A 15,591-nucleotide genomic window follows, 5' to 3' on the forward strand; every position below is an offset into this window, starting at 1 on the left:
CGGCGTTCGTCGCTCATGCCTCCACCTCCAGCGGCTCCGGTCGCTGCGCCTGGTGTGGATGATCGGGGCCGCGGTAGACCTTCAGTTTGCGCAGCTGCTGGCGCGCCAAGCGGTTGCGCGGCAGCATCCCCTTGACGGCGAGACGGATCACCTCTTCCGGTTGGCGCTCGAGCTGCTCGGCCAGCGTGCGCTGGCGCAACCCGCCCGGATAGCCCGAGTGGCGGTAATAGATCTTTTGCTCGCGCTTGCGGCCGGTTACCGCGACCCGCTCGGCGTTGACAACGATCACGAAGTCGCCGACGTCCACGTGCGGCGTGTACTCGGGCTTGTGCTTGCCGCGCAGAACATCGGCGATCTGCGTCGCCAGCCGGCCGAGCGTTTTGCCGGCGGCATCGACGACATACCACCGCCGCTCGCGCGTCGCTTTGTTAGCCATGTAGGTGCGCATCTCGTTGCGTGGAGGGTCGCAGCACCAGCCTCTGCCGGCGCCAGCGGCCGCACAGTGTGGCACATTCCGCCCGTTTCTCGGTGCCTGACCGTAACCCGCGACGCTCAACCGCGACCGGCGATGCCGGTGCGCTCGGCCACGCCCAGTAGCACGACCGACGTGAGCACTGCGATCAGGAAGCTGCCGAGGTCGAAGTCGTCGTAGTCGGCGATCCCGAGCAGGCCGGTCGCGACGAAGCCGCCGATAAGCGCACCGAGCACGCCCAGCGCGATCGTCCAGAGCAAGCCGATCGACTGCCGTCCCGGCAGCAACAGCCGCGCTACGGCACCGACGATCAAACCCCAGATGATCCAGCTGATGATGCCCACGCAGCTCTCTCCTCGTCGTCGAACGCTGGCATTTGCGACTTGCCCGCCCCGTCACGACCGCCCACTACAGAGCTAGGCGCGCCCGGCGCGGCGAGTGTCACTCCCACTCGATCGTACCCGGAGGTTTCGACGTGACGTCGAGGACGACGCGGTTCACCTGCGGCACCTCGGCGACGATCCGCTGGGCGACGCGCTCGATGAGGTCGTACGGTAGGCGCGCCCAGTCGGCCGTCATCGCGTCCTCGGAGGTGACGGCACGCACCACGATCACGTACCCGTAGGTGCGCCCGTCGCCCTGCACCCCGACAGTCCTGAGGCCGGCCGGAAGGACACAAAAGGACTGCCAGAGCTCGCGATAGAGGCCGGCAGCGCGGATTTCGTCCTGCAGGATGGCGTCGGCTTCGCGCAGGACGGCGAGACGCTCCTCGGTGACTTCGCCGCCGACGATGCGGATCGCCAGCCCCGGCCCGGGGAACGGCTGGCGCCAGACGAGGCGGTCGGGCAGGCCGAGCTCCTCGCCGACACGGCGAACCTCGTCCTTGAAGAGGTCGCGTAGCGGCTCGATCAGCTCGAAGCGCAGATCTTCGGGCAGACCGCCGACGTTGTGGTGCGACTTGATAGTCGCCGCACCCTTCGCCCCGCCCGACTCGATCACGTCCGAGTACAGCGTGCCCTGTACGAGGAAGCGCGGCTCGCCGAGGCGCCGCGCCGCCTCCTCGAACACACGGATGAACTCCTCGCCGATGATCTTGCGTTTGTGCTCGGGATCGACGACGCCGCGCAGACGAGCGAGGAACCGTTCGCGCGCGTCGACGGCGACGAGCGGGACGTGGAAGCGGTCGCGGAACGCCGCCACGACCTGGTCGGCCTCGTTCTTGCGCAAGAGCCCGTGGTCGACGAACACGCAGGTGAGCTGGTCGCCGACCGCGCGGTGGACGATCAGTGCCGCGACCGAGCTGTCGACACCGCCCGACAGCGCACAGATCACACGCTCGTCCCCCACGCGCGCGCGAATCTCGGCGATCCGCCGGGCGACGAGCGACTCGGGCGTCCAGCTGTCGCGGGCGCCGCAGACGTCGCGCAAGAAGCGCTCGAGGACGTCGCGCCCGTGCGGTGTGTGGGTGACCTCGGGGTGGAACTGGATGCCGTAGAGGCGCCGCTCGCTGCTTTCGAACGCCGCGACCGGCGACGCCGGCGAAGCGGCGAGCGCTCGGAAGCCGGGCGGCGGCTCGAAGACAGCGTCGCGATGGCTCATCCAGCAGGTCTGGTGGCTCGGCAGACCGCGGAAAAGCGCGCCTTCGTCGCGCACCTCGAGCTGAGTGCGGCCGAACTCCCCGACCGGCGCCGGCTCGACGCGTCCACCGAGGGCACGCGCCATCGCTTGCATCCCGTAGCAGATGCCCAGCACCGGTACGTCGAGCTCGAGCAGGCCGGCGGGCAGCGGCGGTGCGCCGGGCTCGTAGACCGATGCCGGGCCGCCGGAGAGGATCAAGCCGATCGGCCGACGGGCGCGCAGCTCGGCGACGGGCGTGTCGTAGGGCGCAAGCTCCGCGTAAACACCGAGCTCGCGGACGCGGCGGGCGATCAACTGCGAGTACTGACCGCCGAAGTCGAGAACGACGACGTGCTCGTGGCCGCCGTAGAGAGCGCCCGCCTCGGGCGCGTCGAGCGCGGCTGTCGTGGCGGTCGCTGCGGTGTCGCCGTTGCCGCCGACAGCTGTGCTGGCGTCCACGCCAGCGCTAGCGACGCCCTGCCTTGCGTCGAACGCCAAGCCGCTAGTCGCCGACAAGCGCCGGGTCGGCGCTCGGCGTAGCCGGATCGTCGGGGCGCGGCGAGATGCCGTCGCCGCTCGGCGGCGGCGCCGGGGCGGCGGCGCTGCGCGCCCCCATCCCGATGCCCTGCGTGCGCTGGAGCAGCTTGCCCTCGGTCTGGAGCGCCGGCGCGACCATCACCTCGGCGCGCTGGAAGTCGAGCAGGTCCGAGTAGCCGCAGGTGGCCATCGACGTCTTCAAGCTGCCCATGAGGTTGAAGGTGCCGTCGTTCTCGTGAGCCGGCCCGAGCAGGATCTGCTCGAGCGTGCCGTTCTGCTCGACACGCACCCGCGCGCCGCGCGGCAGCGTCGGATGGAAGGTCGCCATCCCCCAGTGGTAGCCACGTCCGGGCGCCTCGTAGGCGCGCGCAAGCGGCGACCCGATCATCACCGCGTCGGCACCGCAGGCGATCGCCTTGGCAATGTCGCCGCCGGTGCGCATCCCGCCGTCGGCAATCACGTTCACGTACTCGCCGGTCTCGAGCATGTGCTGGGAGCGTGCAGCAGCGACGTCGGCAATCGCCGTGGCCTGCGGCACGCCGATACCGAGCACGCCGCGCGTGGTGCACGCCGCACCCGGCCCGACACCCACCAGCACGCCAACGGCACCCGTGCGCATCAGGTGGAGCGCGGTCGAGTACGACGCGCACCCGCCGACGATCACCGGCACCGGCACCTCGCGGATGAACTCCTTGAGGTTGAGTGGCTCGCTCGTGCGCGAGACGTGCTCGGCGGAGATCACCGTGCCCTGGATGACGAGGATGTCGAGACCGGCCTCGAGCGCGATCTCGTAGTACTGGCGCACCCGCTGGGGGGTGAGCGCCGCAGCGGCGACCACGCCCTGCTCCTTGATCTCGCGGATCCGCTGGGCGATCAGCTCCTCCTTGATCGGCTCCGCGTAGATCCGCTGCATCTCGCGCGTCGCGATCTCGTTGGGAAAGCTCGCGATCTTCTCGAGCTGGGTGTCGGCGTCCTCGTAACGGGTCCAGATGCCCTCGAGGTTCAGGACCGCGAGACCGCCGAGACGGCCGATGATGCCTGCCGTCTTCGGCGAGACGACACCGTCCATAGCTGAAGCCAACAGCGGCAGCTCGAAGCGGTAGTCACCGAGCTTCCAGGTGATGTCGACGTCGTCGGGGTCGCGCGTGCGACGCGAAGGAACGATCGCGATGTCGTCGAACCCGTAAGCGCGGCGCCCCTTTTTTCCTCTGCCGATTTCGATCTCCATAGCTGCTCCGCAGAACGAGCGAATCGCTGCCAGCTTCGTTCGCGAGCGTACCAACCGCGTCGGCCGACCGATCGCTCGCGGCACGCGACTGTGCCTGCGCGGAGCTGCGCCGTCGCGGGACAGCGCCGCCGCGTCAGGCGCCGCCGACGATCCCAGCCAACGGCTCGGCGGCGGTGATGCGCTCGACCGCGACGGTCGGCACAAGCCGCTCGACGGCGCGCGGATCGAGCGTGCCGGCGCCGAAGTGTTGCGTCGACTCGGCACCACAGGCGACCGCGAAAGCGAGCCGCTCGGGCGTTGGACGCCCCTGGTAGAGGGCTGCGATGTAGCCAGCGAGGAAGGCGTCACCCGAGCCCACCGCCGACACCGGCTCGAGCGGCTCGAGCGTCGCCCGCCACAGCTCGCGCTCGCCGCCGGGACCTTCGAGCAGGGCGATGCAACCGTCGGGAAGCGTCAGCACCGCCTGGCGAGCCCCGAGCTCGGCGATCTCGCCCAGCGCTCGCAAGCGATCGACCGGGTCGACGAACTCGTGGCCGACAAGCTCCTCGGCCTCGGGCTCGTTGGGAGTGACGAGGTCGGGACGGGCGCGCACGCCTTGGCGCAGCGGCTCGCCCTCGGAGTCGAGCACGCATTCGACGCCCAGCGTGCGCAGCTCCCCGATCATGCGGGCATAGAAGTCGTCGGCGACGCCGCGCGGCAGGCTGCCCGCGAAGACGCACAGCTCGGCGCCTTTGGCGAGGTACAGCAGCTTGTCGACGAAGAGCGCGAGCTCCTGCTCGGTGACGCGCGGGCCGCGCTCGTTGATCTCGGTCTGCACGCCGGTGGTGGGATCGACGACGGCTGTCGATGTCCGCGACTCCTCGCGGATGCGCACAAAGTCGTTGAGGATCGACTGCTCGGTGAGGTGTTCGATGATGCGCGTACCGGTGGCGCCGCCCGCGAACCCCGTCGCGATCACAGGTTGCCCGAGCAGCTTGAGCGCACGCGCCACGTTCACGCCCTTGCCGCCCGCCATCGTCGTCTGTTCGACGGCACGGTGGCGCCGCCCGAGCGTGAAGCTAGGGACGGCGAGGGTGCGGTCGATAGCGGCGTTGAGGGTGACCGTGATGATCATCTGCCGGTGTCGAGTTCGGCTCGGCCGGTTCCTCGCCGTGCCCGCGCGGAACGCAGGCCAGCTAGAGCCCCTGCCAGCATGGCGCCGAGCAGAGCGAGCGTCAAGCCACTACCGAGACGCTCGTCGAGCGCGCGGAAAGTGCCGGCGCTACCGACCGCCGTGGCCAGCAGCGCCGGTTCGGTGGCGACACGGCGGCCGTCGACCAACACCTCGAAGCGGCCCACCGCGCTGCGCGCCGCGAGCGGGGCGCGCAATCCCGGGCGGACACGCAGGCGCACGGCGAGCGTCTGGCCGCGCCTGACGACCACCGCGCGGCGGCGGGCAGGCACGACCGTCGGTGTCGCGCTCGTCCCGGCGAGATGCACGCGCCGACGCGTGCGGCGCGGATCGAGCGCGGTCCGCGCGCCGTACAGCGCGAGGCCGTAGCGCAGCAGCGCGAGGCTGTAGCGATCGCGCTCGCCTTCGCTACGCGACCCGAGCACGACGCTCAGGACGCGTTGACCGAGACGCCCATGCGCCGAGGCCACGAGCACATACCCAGCGCGCGAGGTGTGACCCGTCTTGACGCCGTCGACCCAGCGGTAGCGGGCGACGAGGTCGTTGCGGTTCGTCACGATCCGGCGCCGCGCTCCCGACACAAGCAACGCTTGCGGCATCGCGACGACACGTGCCAGGAAGCGGTCGCGCAACACGACACGGGCGAGCGCCGCGAGCTCGCGCGCTGTCGAACCGGCACCGGCGGCGTCGAGACCGATCGGGTTGGCGAAGCGGGTGCGCTTAAGCCCGAGCTCGCGGGCGCGGCGGTTCATCAGCTCGACGAACGCTCGCTGCGATCCCGCCACCGCGCGCGCGAGCGTTGCGGCCGCGTCGTTAGCGCTGGCGAGCAAGGTCGCCGCGAGCAGGTCGCGGACGGCGAGCCGCTCGCCGGGGGCGAGCCCCAGCACCGACTCGGCGGGGAGCGCGTGGTAGCGCACCGCCGGCACGCGAGCGTCGAGCGACAGGCGCTCGCGCGCGAGGAGTGCCGTCATCAGCTTGGTGGTGCTGGCGATCGCCGCAGCCCGGTCGGGCCTGTAGGCGAAGAGCACGTGCCCGTCGCGTGCGTCGACGACGATCGCCGCTGCGACACGACCCGCAAGCTGCGGGGCAGCGACGGCGGACGAACGCGGGCGTTCGCGTGGCAGCACCTTCGCCGCGCGAGCCGCGCTGGCGGCGGCACACCCCGAGACGAGGACCAGTGCGAGCGCGACGGCCACCGAGCGGACCACAGTCGCGACCAAGGAGACCGCGCTGCGCGGAGAAGGCGCCGTTTTCACCGCGCCGAGCATAGGAGGAGCGCGGCGGTTTTGCCGTCCGCGCGACGCTCGACGCGCAGCGGGGCCCGCACCGTCCCCGCGCGGCCGCCGCCGCCGACGTGTCGGCGGCGGCGGCGAGCTCGCCCCGGTTAGGTCCACGACTCGCGTTGCAGCCGCTGGGCGGCGCGCGCAGCCGCCGCGGCAGCGTCGGGCGAGCCCTCCTCACGCCAGGCGTCGACGATCGATCGCGCCGCCGTGACAAGCGCCGACGCAGGGTGCGCGCCGAGCGCCGAGCGCACCGCCGAGGCGCTGCCGCCCTGGGCGCCCACTCCAGGGAGGAGGATCGGGGCGCGCGGCATGGCGCGCCGCAGCTCGCCGAGCAGCTCGGGCCGCGTAGCCCCGCACACCGCGCCGATCGGTGCAAGCGCAGCGTCCGGAGCACGCTCGTTGGCGAGCTCGTCGACCAAACGGGCGAGCCGCAGACGCAGCGGATCGCCCCGCGGCTCGTCCTGGATCTCGCCGGCACCCGGGTTCGAGGTGCGCACGAGCACGAAGCAGCCGCCGCCGACCGCCTCGGCTGCGTCGAGGAAGGGTGCGAGCGCGTCGCGCCCGAGCAGCGGGTTGACGGTGACGGCGTCGGCCCCGAGGCCCGGCAAAACCCCGAACGGCCCCTCGCCACCACCGAAGAGCGCCTGCGCATAGGCGCGCGAGGTCGTCGGCACGTCCCCCCGCTTGCCGTCGGCGATCACGAGCAGGCCCGCGCTCTTCGCGAACGCGACCGCCGCTTCGAGCGCTTGCCAACCGGGCGGGCCAAGCCGCTCGAAACAGGCGAGCTGGAACTTGGCCGCCACGCAGTGGTCGGCGACCGCGGCGATAGCCGCCTCGCAATGGGCGCGAACCGCGGCGGCCGCCGCGGCGCGCGCGTCCTCGCCCTGCTGCGCGGCGTGCTCGCCCTCCCCCTCCCCCGCCGCACCCAGCACGGCACCGACCCCCGTCAGCGCTCCCGGCCAGAGCGCGTGCGGATCGGGGTCGATCCCTACGACAAGACGGCTGCGGCGCTCCTCGACGAGCGCCGCCAGCCGCTCGACAAAGGAGGCGGACGCGCGGCCCGTCCCCGAGCTGTCAGGCGAAACCGCTACTTGACCGCGTTCTTGAGCTGCGAGCCGGGCGTGAAGCGCGGCACCTTGGCGGCCGCGATCTTGATCTTCTCACCGGTGCGCGGGTTGATGCCCTGACGGGCGGCACGCTTCGTGACCGAGAACTTGCCGAAGCCGGTGAAGTTGACCTCGCCGCCGCGTTTCAGCGTCTCGGTCACGACCTCGAGGAAGGCGTTGACCGCGCGCTCGGCGTCAGCCTTCGTGAAGTTCGTCTTCTGGGCGACCCGATCGATGAACTCTGCCTTTGTCACGTCCGTTCCTCCTTCGCGGGTTGACGGTGTGAACCTAACAACCGAAGCGGACGAAGTCAGTGCCCATGCGGAATTTCGAGCGTGTCGGCGAGGGAGCACAGGGAGCGGAAAAGCGCAGGGAGCGGTAGCTAGCGGCCAGAGACGGTGATGCCGTCGACGAGGAGCGAGGGCGTCGAGACGCTGCCTGCCAGCGGCACCCAGCGTCGGTCGTCGCCGAGCGCCTGCACGTTGCGCAACAGGTCGGTCAACGAACCCGCGACGGTCATTTCGCGCGCCGGCTCGGCGAGCTCTCCGCCGCGCACGACCACGCCCGACGCGCCGACCGAGAAGGTCCCCGAGACCGGGTTCACACCCGAGTGCAAGCCGCTCAGGTCGGTGATGTAGAAGCCGTCGCCGAGCGTCGCCAGAAGCTGCGCGAAAGGCACCTGCTCGCCCGCGACGACGAGGTTGGACACGCCGACCACGGGCGGCGTCCGGTACGAGCTGCGCAGGGCGTTGGCGGTGGTGTTCGTGCCTGCCCGGCGGGCGGTGCGCACGTCGTGGACGAACGTCAAAAGACGCCCCCCGGCGATCAGCTCGGTGCGCCCTGTGGGCGATCCTTCGCCGTCGAACGGAGCGCTCGCCGGACCGTCGGGCAGCGTCGCGTCGTCGGCGATCGTCAGCGACGAAGAAGCGACCTCGGCACCGAGCTTGTCGGCGAACGGCGAGCGGCCGCGCTCGACCTGTTCGGCCGAGAGCATCTCGCCCACGGCGGCGACGAGGGCAGCAGCAGCGAAGGCGTCGAACACGACCGCGCAGCGACGGCTCGGCGGTTTCGTAGCACCGGCGAGTAGCGCTGCCCGCTCGCCTGCCTCGCGGCCGGTCCGCTCCGGGTCGAGCCCGTGCGGCGCCCGCGCGATGTCGAGACCGAAACCGCTCATCCGCTCGCCAACCTCGCCGGCGAAAGCGGTGCAGTACATCCAGGCGGAGGACGCGGTGAAGGCGCCAGCGAACGACGCGCTGTTGGCGAGCGCCACCTCGAGCCAGGCGTCCTGGTAGACCACCTGCTCGACGTCGGTGACGGCACGCTGTGCGCGCGCCGCGCGCTCGCAAGCCCGCGCCAGCTCGACACAGTGGTCGCTGGTCGCCGCAAGCAGACGTTCGTCAGCGAGGTCGGGCACCCCTGCCTGCCCACAGTGGTCGGGCAAACCAGCGCCTGTCTCGCGATCGGCGATCCGCGCGAGGGCGACCGCCGCCCGCGCCGCTTCGGCAAGCTCGTCGCTGGCGAAGCCGGAGGCGTAGGCGAAACCCCAGCGCCCGTCGACAAACGCCCGCACCCCGACGCCGCAAGAAACCGCCTCGCCGAGCTCTTCGACGGCTTCGCGCCAGACGACGACGCGACGGCTGCGACGTCGCTCCGCCCACGCGTCGGCCGCCTCGGCGCCGGCAGCGACCGCCGCCTCAAGCGCGGTCTCCGCGGCAGCGCGGGCGGCTAGCTCGTGCCGCCGGCCGGCGGCACCCGCGCCGGCGCTCGCTCGCCCGTGTCCGTCCCCGCTCACGCCCGCGTCCCTCCGACGGTGATCGAGCGCAGGCGCACGTGGGGCTGGCCGACCCCAGCGGGCACCGACTGCCCGCCCTTGCCACAGAAGCCAGTGGCGATCTCGAGGTCGTCGGCGATCCCGTCGATCGCCGCAAGGGCGCGCAGACAGTTGCCGACTAGCGTCGCGCCGCGCACGGGTGCGGTCACGCGGCCGTTCTCGATCAGGTAGCCCTCGGAGACGCCGAAGACGAAGTCGCCCGTCGCCGGTTCGACTTGGCCTCCGCCGAAGGAGACGGCGTACAAGCCGCGCCTCACGCCCGCGATGAGATCTTCGGGAGAGGCGTCGCCGCGAGCGAAGTAGGTGTTCGTCATGCGCGGCAGGGGTGGGTGCCGGTACGACTCACGGCGGCCGTTGCCGGTCGGCGCGGCGTTGGCCTCGCGCGCCCGCACGAGGTCGTAGAGGTAGCCCACGAGCTCGCCCTCCGCGATGATCGTCGTGCGCTGGGTCGCCGTTCCCTCGTCGTCGCAACCATCGCTGCCCCACGCGCCAGCGAGCGCGCCGTCGTCGTAAGCGGTGACGAACGGCGGGGCGACACGCTTGCCGAGCAACCCCGCGTAGACGCTCGCGCCTTTCTGGACAGCGTCCGCCTCGAGCCCGTGGCCGACCGCTTCGTGCAACAGGACGCCGCCGAAACCGTTGCCCACCACCACCGGCATCTCGCCGGTCGGCGCATCGACTGCATCTAGCAGCGCCAGCGCCTTCTGTGCAGCGCGCTCGCCGACGTCGGTGGCGTCGGCGACAAGCTCGAAGCCGGCGCAGCCGCCGCGCGTCTCGACGCCGCTTTCGGTGCGCCCGTCGCGGCGAGCTACGGCTTGGCAGGTGAGGCGCACACGCGTGCGCTCGTCGCAGGCGGACACACCGTCGGAGTTGAAGATCGCGACACGGCGAGTGCTTTCGGCGTAGCCGGCTCGGACCTGGACCACCGCGACGCCCTGGGCGCGGGCGGCTTCGTCTACGCGAGCGACGAGATCGGCCTTGTCGGCGATGCTCACCGCCGTCGGGGCGACCGCGACGTCGTGCAGCCGGCGCTGCCGCGGCGCGGCGAGCGGCGCCGGCGTGCGCGCACCCGCCCGCGCCGCGCTCGCGAGCGAGGCGGCCAGAGCCAAAAGCTCGCCCTCGCTGACGCTGTCGGTGTAGCCGTAGAAGGTCGCCCCGTCGCGGACGATGCGCAGACAGGCGCCGCGCTCCGACCCGAGCTGCGGGCGCTCGAGCCTGCGATCGTCGCGCACCAGCGCCAGCGACCGCCGCTCCTCGCAGAACAGCTCGCCGAGCTCACCACCGTGCGCGAGAAGACGCGCCAGCACACGTTCGGCGACATCGGGAGCGACCAGCGTGGATGCCTCAGCCACGGCGCTTCCTGACCTTGCCAGCGGCAAGCGCGCACGTACATGCCTCGGCCAGCGCTTGCGCTCGTGTTGTGTTCACTGTTCGTCGCTCTCGGTGCGGACGACGGCGATCATCTCGTCTGCCAGCTCGAGGGCGCGATCGTACCCGCGCGCGCCGGGCTCGAGCGTGTGTCGGCGGCCGTCGGCGGTCACGCGCACGACGCGCGGCTCGCGTTCGCGCCGAGCGCGCCGTACAGCGGCACCGACGTTCTCGGCGACGGCGAGCAGGCCGTTGACGAGCCAACCGGGTCTGTTCGCCGAGCTCACGAGTCCCTCCGCTTCGCTGTCGTCCGGGCGGTTGCCGGCGGCGCAGGGAACCTGCCGTCGAGCGCCATCCGCAGGTCGTAGAGGAGCGTCGTGGCGAGCACTCCCGGGCCGGCCACAGCACACAGGGTCCGCTCGCCGCGGCGGGCGAGAAGAACCTGCCCTTGGCGGGTTCGTACGCACAACTCGCCGTCGGGCGGCGCGAGCGCCCCCAGCTCGTGCGCCAGGTCGGCTAGCCGCGCAGCGGTGGCGGCCGCGACGCCGGCGTAGGCGTGCACACGCCCGCGTTCGATATCGATTGCGGCTTCGACACCGGGCAGCGCAGCGAGTGCCGCTGTCGACCTGGCACGCGCCGCGCCCGCGCCGCCGTCCCCTCGCCGGCGGCGCGTCGGCCGGCGTCCGGCGCGCGGGCCGTTCCCGCTGCCCGCGCCGCCAGCGCTGCCCGCGCTGCCAGCGGTGCGGGATCTCTGCGTGCGTCGGTCCACCTCGGCCAGAATAGGTCCAATGAAAAACGCGTCGCTCGCTCGCGCTGCTTGGTGGACGACTGTCGCTCTGTGCGCCGTAACCGCCGCGCTGCTCGCTGTGAACGGCTACTACGGCTACGCCGGCGTGCTCGTCGCGGTCGGTCTGGCCGCGGCCGTCAACTTGATGTAGCGCGAGATCTGGCGAGCTGTAGCGCCACGTCCGGCAAGCGGCCCCGCCTTCAGGCAGCGGCAGCCGCAGCCGCAAGCTCACTCTCGCGCGGGCGAACGACCTCGACGCGGTCGCGTCCGGCGCGCTTGGCGCGATAGAGAGCACCGTCGGCGGCCCGGAAGAGGCGGTCGAAGTCGAAGACCTCGTCGGGAACCGTCGCGGCGACACCGAACGACATCGTCACGGCGAGCCCTTCGATCGCCTGGCGCGCCACGGCAGTCCGCAACCGCTCGGCGATCCCCGCTCCCGCCTCCTCGTCGACGCCCGGCAGCAGGATCACGAACTCTTCGCCGCCGAGGCGGTAGACGGAGTCGAAGGCGCGCAGTTCGTCGCGTAGACGTTGCGCCACCTCGGCGAGCACAGCGTCGCCGCGCGCGTGGCCGTGCTCGTCGTTGATCAGCTTGAAGCGATCGATGTCGCCGACGATCAGCGCGACCTGTTGCTCGCCGGCACGGCTGACGGCGACGAGCTCGGCGATCTTGGCCTCGAGCGCACGGCGGTTGAACAGACCGGTGAGCTCGTCGATCACCGCCACCGAGCGGTGGTCGATCGCCGACGAGCCGATTACCGAGCCCACCAGGCAACCGGTGCCGAGCAGTGCGAGCGGTATGGCGACTAGCACCGGCTCGGCGAGTGCTCGCTCGGCGTCGCAGATCAACGCCGCCCCGATGATCACGAACACGCTGAAGAAACCTGTCCACATCGCCCCCCGCCGCGGCAGGACGATCGCGTAGATGCTCGCGAAGGGCACCAGCACGATCAACGAATGGAGCGGCTTGCCCTCGACGAAGAAGTAACCGCAACCCATCACCGCTTGGGCGATCGTCCACCCGATGATCAGCGGGAACTCGGGGCGCCGCATGTGCCGCAGGCGTGCCGAGAGGATGCGGAAGGGCGGCGCCACGACGAGAACGGCCAGGACCGGCGCCCACCCGTACCACGGCGCGGCGAAGATCACCGCCGCCGTTCCGGAAAGCCACGCGAGCGCCGAGACGCGCTCCAAGCGGTCGCGCATGTCGAGCATGTGCTCGCGCTCAAGTTCGTCTTGCACGAGCCAGTTTCCGTGCTCGGCGCGTGCCTGCTCGATCTGCTCGTGAAGCAGACCCTGGTCGCGCGCGCTCGGTGGAACCTGTCCGCTGGGTGCTGCCAGCCCCGACGGTTCCACCTTGATTTCGACATCCGTCCGGCGTCGACGGGGAAGGTTGGCCTCGGGGCAGGTGCCCGACGAGCACACGCGATCGCGACCCCGTCGCTTGGCTGCGTACAGCGCGGCGTCGGCGGCCCGGAAGACTTCGTCGAAGTCGAACGCGTCGCTGCCAGCGCAGGCGACGCCGAACGACATCGTCACGCGCAAACCTGCGAGCGGTGCCGAACGCACGGCTTGGCGCATCCGCTCGGCGAGTGCCACCGCGTCCTTCTCGCATGCGTCCGGAAGGAGGACCAGAAACTCCTCGCCGCCGAAGCGGTACAGCGGCGTGTACGGGCCGAGCTCGGCGCGCAGCCGCTCCGCCACCTCGCGCAGCACCTGATCGCCGACGTCGTGTCCGTGCGTGTCGTTGATGAGCTTGAAGCCGTCGAGGTCGCCGACGATGACAGCGACGCGGCGTCCCGACCCGGCGATCAGGTGGTCGAGCTCGGCGAGCCGCGGAATCAGTGCTGCACGGTTGAACGCTCCGGTCAGGCGATCGACGATCGCGCTCGCTCGCGACGCCTGGTCGGCGCTGCGTCCGAGCGAGAACAGCATCGTCAAAGCCCCGAGCACGCCCATCGGGTAGACGGCGTACGGTGGTTCGCTAAGGACGAGGTGGGGATCGGCGGCAAGCGCTGTGAGGGCGATGATCACCCACGTGGCGAACATGCCGGCGACGGCGACGCGGGTCGGGAACACCGCACTGACGAGAAGGGTGGGGAGCGCGAGCGCCGGTAGCAGGTGAAGCGACGGGCCATGGGCCAGGACGATGGCCGCAGCGGTCGCGAGCTCGGCCGCGAGCCACGCGCCGGCGAGCAAAAGCTCGGGGCGGTTCGACCGGCGCAAGCGACGCTGCGCGGCGAAGAAGATCGCCGCTGCAGGCGGCACCGGCAGCAGGTAGAGCGGGCCGAACGTCGGAAGCCCGATAAGCGCCACCGCCAGGAACAGCAACACCGACACTCGCGACGCGAAGCGCATGCGGCGGTTGACGTCGATCAGCCGGCCGCGCTCGGCGTCGTTGCGGCACAGGAAGGTGCTAACGCGATCGAGGAGGCGGGAGAGCATTTGTTGCGCGTATCGGCGCGGTGCAGTGCCGGCCTTTAGCAGAACGCCTGCAGAACGCTCGAGTGTTCGATGCCGTGGCCCGGCGCTGCGGTCTAGGTGCCTGTCGTCGAGCCGCTCGTCCCGCCGTCGTCGCTGCGCTCGGTTGGCGTGGGCGACACCGCGCCGCCCGTGCGCCCTGTGTCCCGCTGGCGCTCGCCGCTGTCGCGCTCGCGGCGCAGAGAAGCCTCCGGCTCGAGGTGAATGAGCACGTCGGCGTTACCGAGCCGCGCTTGGATGCGCCGTTCGAGGTCGTGTGCCAGCTCGTGGGCACGCTCGAGTGTCGTGCCGCTGCCGAACTGCACGTGCATGTCGATGTAGCGGCGGCTGCCAGCGCGGCGAGCGCGGAGTTTGTGGAAGCCAAGCACCTCGCGCGCCTCGTGTCCCTCGACCGCGGCGCGGATCGCAGCAAGCTCGTGATCGGGCAGGGCTTCGTCGACGAGCACTCGCGACGACTGCGTAACGAGACGCGCGCCCGCCACGACGATGACGGCGGCGACGAGCAGAGCACAGATCGCATCGAGGGCGTAGACACCGGTCACCTCGACCAAAACGAGCGCGACCAGGACACCCGCCGAGGTGAGCGCGTCGGTCGAGAGGTGCGCGGCGTCCCCGGCCAGGGCGGGCGACTCGGTCTCGGCCGCACGCCGGTACAGGAAACGCGACACGATCACGTTGACTACGAGCGACAGCGCCACCACGGCGATACCCACGCCGAGAAGCTGCAGCTCGCTGCCCGCCACCAGCCGGTGCACGGCCTCCCAGGCGAGGATCGCGGCGGCAGCCAGGATCAACAGCCCTTCGGTCGCCGCGGCCAGGTGCTCGACCTTCTCGTGTCCGTACGGGTGGCTGCGGTCCGGCGGCTGCGCTGCTTTGCGGACCGAAACAAACGCGACGACCGATGCCAAGAGGTCGATCGCGGAGTGGGCCGCCTCGGTGAGGATCGCCACCGACCCGGTGAGAAAACCGGCAACTAGCTTGAGCGCGACGAGCAGGGAGTTGGAAGCGATCGAGAGCGCGGCCGCAGCTGCCTTGCGGCGGGCGTCACGGTCACGGTCGCGGCGAGCGGGGATGCGGGAGGCGCGCGCCGTCTCGTTAGCCGCAGCGACCATCTGCGATCAGGGGCGGAGGCCGAGCTCGCGCAGGAGGGCTTGCGCGGCGCGACCGCGGTGGCTTATCGCGTTCTTTTCGCCGGGTTCGAGTTCGGCCATCGTGCGCCCGTCGCCGACATCGTCGGGTACGAACAGAGGGTCGTAGCCGAAGCCTCGTTCGCCGCGCGGAGCCTCGGCTAGCACGCCCTCGCAGCGCCCTTCGACAACGATCTCGCGCTCGCGGTGCGGGTCGATGAGGGCCAGCACACAGACGAACGCAGCGCGGCGGTCGGCGCGGCCGCTCATCTCGCGCACGAGCTTCTCGAGGTTGGCGCGGTCGCTCGCGCCCTCGCCGGCATAACGAGCAGATCGCACACCCGGGCGACCGCCGAGCGCTTCGACACAGAGCCCGGAGTCGTCGGCCAAGACGGGGCGGTCGAGGGCAGTGGACGCCGCGCGCGCTTTGAGCAGCGCGTTGTCGCGGAATGTCGCGCCGGTCTCGGGCGGAAGCGCAACGTGTTCGGGCAGCAGCTCGAGCTCGAGCGGGGCGAGCAGACGCTCGAGTTCCGCGAGCTTGTGCCGATTGCGGGTGGCGACCACGTAGCGCACGACCGGCTTCC

General features: G+C 71.3%; 16 protein-coding genes. 1 reads left to right on the forward strand and 15 read right to left on the reverse strand.

Features of this window, described 5'->3' with window-relative positions; translation table 11 throughout:
* Nucleotides 1-13: 13 nt before the first annotated feature.
* From rplM to JDY09_RS06870, 12 genes are all read right to left on the reverse strand, one after another.
* Complete coding sequence (gene rplM, locus JDY09_RS06815) at nt 14-448, reverse strand: 50S ribosomal protein L13 (RefSeq protein WP_274716176.1); 435 nt, start codon at nt 446-448, stop codon at nt 14-16.
* Nucleotides 449-552: 104 nt separating this feature from the next.
* Nucleotides 553-816, reverse strand: a complete 264-nt coding sequence (locus tag JDY09_RS06820; protein ID WP_274716177.1) for a GlsB/YeaQ/YmgE family stress response membrane protein — start codon at nt 814-816, stop codon at nt 553-555.
* A 97-nt stretch (nt 817-913) separates the two neighbouring features.
* Entirely contained in the window at nt 914-2,548 is a 1,635-nt protein-coding gene (gene guaA, locus JDY09_RS06825; protein ID WP_274716178.1) for a glutamine-hydrolyzing GMP synthase, read from the reverse strand.
* Nucleotides 2,549-2,591: 43 nt separating this feature from the next.
* Nucleotides 2,592-3,854, reverse strand: a complete 1,263-nt coding sequence (locus JDY09_RS06830; protein WP_274716179.1) for a GuaB3 family IMP dehydrogenase-related protein — start codon at nt 3,852-3,854, stop codon at nt 2,592-2,594.
* A gap of 133 nt (nt 3,855-3,987) precedes the next feature.
* On the reverse strand, nt 3,988-4,968 hold the full coding sequence (locus tag JDY09_RS06835; RefSeq protein WP_274716180.1) for a 1-phosphofructokinase family hexose kinase: 981 nt from the start codon (nt 4,966-4,968) through the stop codon (nt 3,988-3,990).
* Nucleotides 4,965-6,281, reverse strand: coding sequence for a D-alanyl-D-alanine carboxypeptidase family protein (locus JDY09_RS06840; RefSeq protein WP_274716181.1), 1,317 nt, complete (start codon nt 6,279-6,281; stop codon nt 4,965-4,967). The genes JDY09_RS06835 and JDY09_RS06840 overlap by 4 nt, the downstream gene beginning before the upstream one ends.
* Before the next feature lie 128 nt (nt 6,282-6,409).
* Nucleotides 6,410-7,339 (reverse strand): orotidine-5'-phosphate decarboxylase, encoded by a 930-nt coding sequence (gene pyrF, locus JDY09_RS06845; RefSeq protein WP_274717999.1) that lies wholly within the window; start codon nt 7,337-7,339, stop codon nt 6,410-6,412.
* 56 nt (nt 7,340-7,395) lie between these two features.
* Entirely contained in the window at nt 7,396-7,668 is a 273-nt protein-coding gene (locus tag JDY09_RS06850) for an HU family DNA-binding protein (protein ID WP_274716182.1), read from the reverse strand.
* 128 nt (nt 7,669-7,796) lie between these two features.
* The gene (locus JDY09_RS06855) at nt 7,797-9,206 is read right to left on the reverse strand and encodes a TldD/PmbA family protein (protein WP_274716183.1); all 1,410 of its coding nucleotides are present in this window, start codon (nt 9,204-9,206) and stop codon (nt 7,797-7,799) included.
* On the reverse strand, nt 9,203-10,597 hold the full coding sequence (locus JDY09_RS06860; RefSeq protein WP_274716184.1) for a TldD/PmbA family protein: 1,395 nt from the start codon (nt 10,595-10,597) through the stop codon (nt 9,203-9,205). Before JDY09_RS06860 ends, JDY09_RS06855 begins: the two co-directional genes overlap by 4 nt.
* Before the next feature lie 72 nt (nt 10,598-10,669).
* Nucleotides 10,670-10,900, reverse strand: coding sequence for a hypothetical protein (locus JDY09_RS06865; RefSeq protein WP_274716185.1), 231 nt, complete (start codon nt 10,898-10,900; stop codon nt 10,670-10,672).
* The gene (locus tag JDY09_RS06870) at nt 10,897-11,382 is read right to left on the reverse strand and encodes a hypothetical protein (protein WP_274716186.1); all 486 of its coding nucleotides are present in this window, start codon (nt 11,380-11,382) and stop codon (nt 10,897-10,899) included. Before JDY09_RS06870 ends, JDY09_RS06865 begins: the two co-directional genes overlap by 4 nt.
* A gap of 19 nt (nt 11,383-11,401) precedes the next feature.
* On the opposite strand from JDY09_RS06870, the gene JDY09_RS06875 reads away from it, so the two are divergent.
* Nucleotides 11,402-11,551 carry a hypothetical protein gene (locus JDY09_RS06875; RefSeq protein ID WP_274716187.1) on the forward strand — a complete coding sequence of 50 codons (150 nt, stop codon included), beginning with the start codon at nt 11,402-11,404 and terminating at the stop codon, nt 11,549-11,551.
* 49 nt (nt 11,552-11,600) lie between these two features.
* Here JDY09_RS06875 and JDY09_RS06880 read toward each other — a convergent pair whose 3' ends face one another.
* From JDY09_RS06880 to rdgB, 3 genes are all read right to left on the reverse strand, one after another.
* Nucleotides 11,601-13,844 carry a GGDEF domain-containing protein gene (locus JDY09_RS06880; protein WP_274716188.1) on the reverse strand — a complete coding sequence of 748 codons (2,244 nt, stop codon included), beginning with the start codon at nt 13,842-13,844 and terminating at the stop codon, nt 11,601-11,603.
* A gap of 92 nt (nt 13,845-13,936) precedes the next feature.
* The gene (locus tag JDY09_RS06885) at nt 13,937-14,992 is read right to left on the reverse strand and encodes a cation diffusion facilitator family transporter (protein ID WP_274716189.1); all 1,056 of its coding nucleotides are present in this window, start codon (nt 14,990-14,992) and stop codon (nt 13,937-13,939) included.
* Between the two features lie 6 nt (nt 14,993-14,998).
* Nucleotides 14,999-15,580 (reverse strand): RdgB/HAM1 family non-canonical purine NTP pyrophosphatase, encoded by a 582-nt coding sequence (rdgB, locus tag JDY09_RS06890; protein WP_274716190.1) that lies wholly within the window; start codon nt 15,578-15,580, stop codon nt 14,999-15,001.
* Between the last annotated feature and the right edge of the window lie 11 nt (nt 15,581-15,591).

Source organism: Thermoleophilum album (genome assembly GCF_028867705.1).
Lineage (GTDB): Bacteria > Actinomycetota > Thermoleophilia > Solirubrobacterales > Thermoleophilaceae > Thermoleophilum.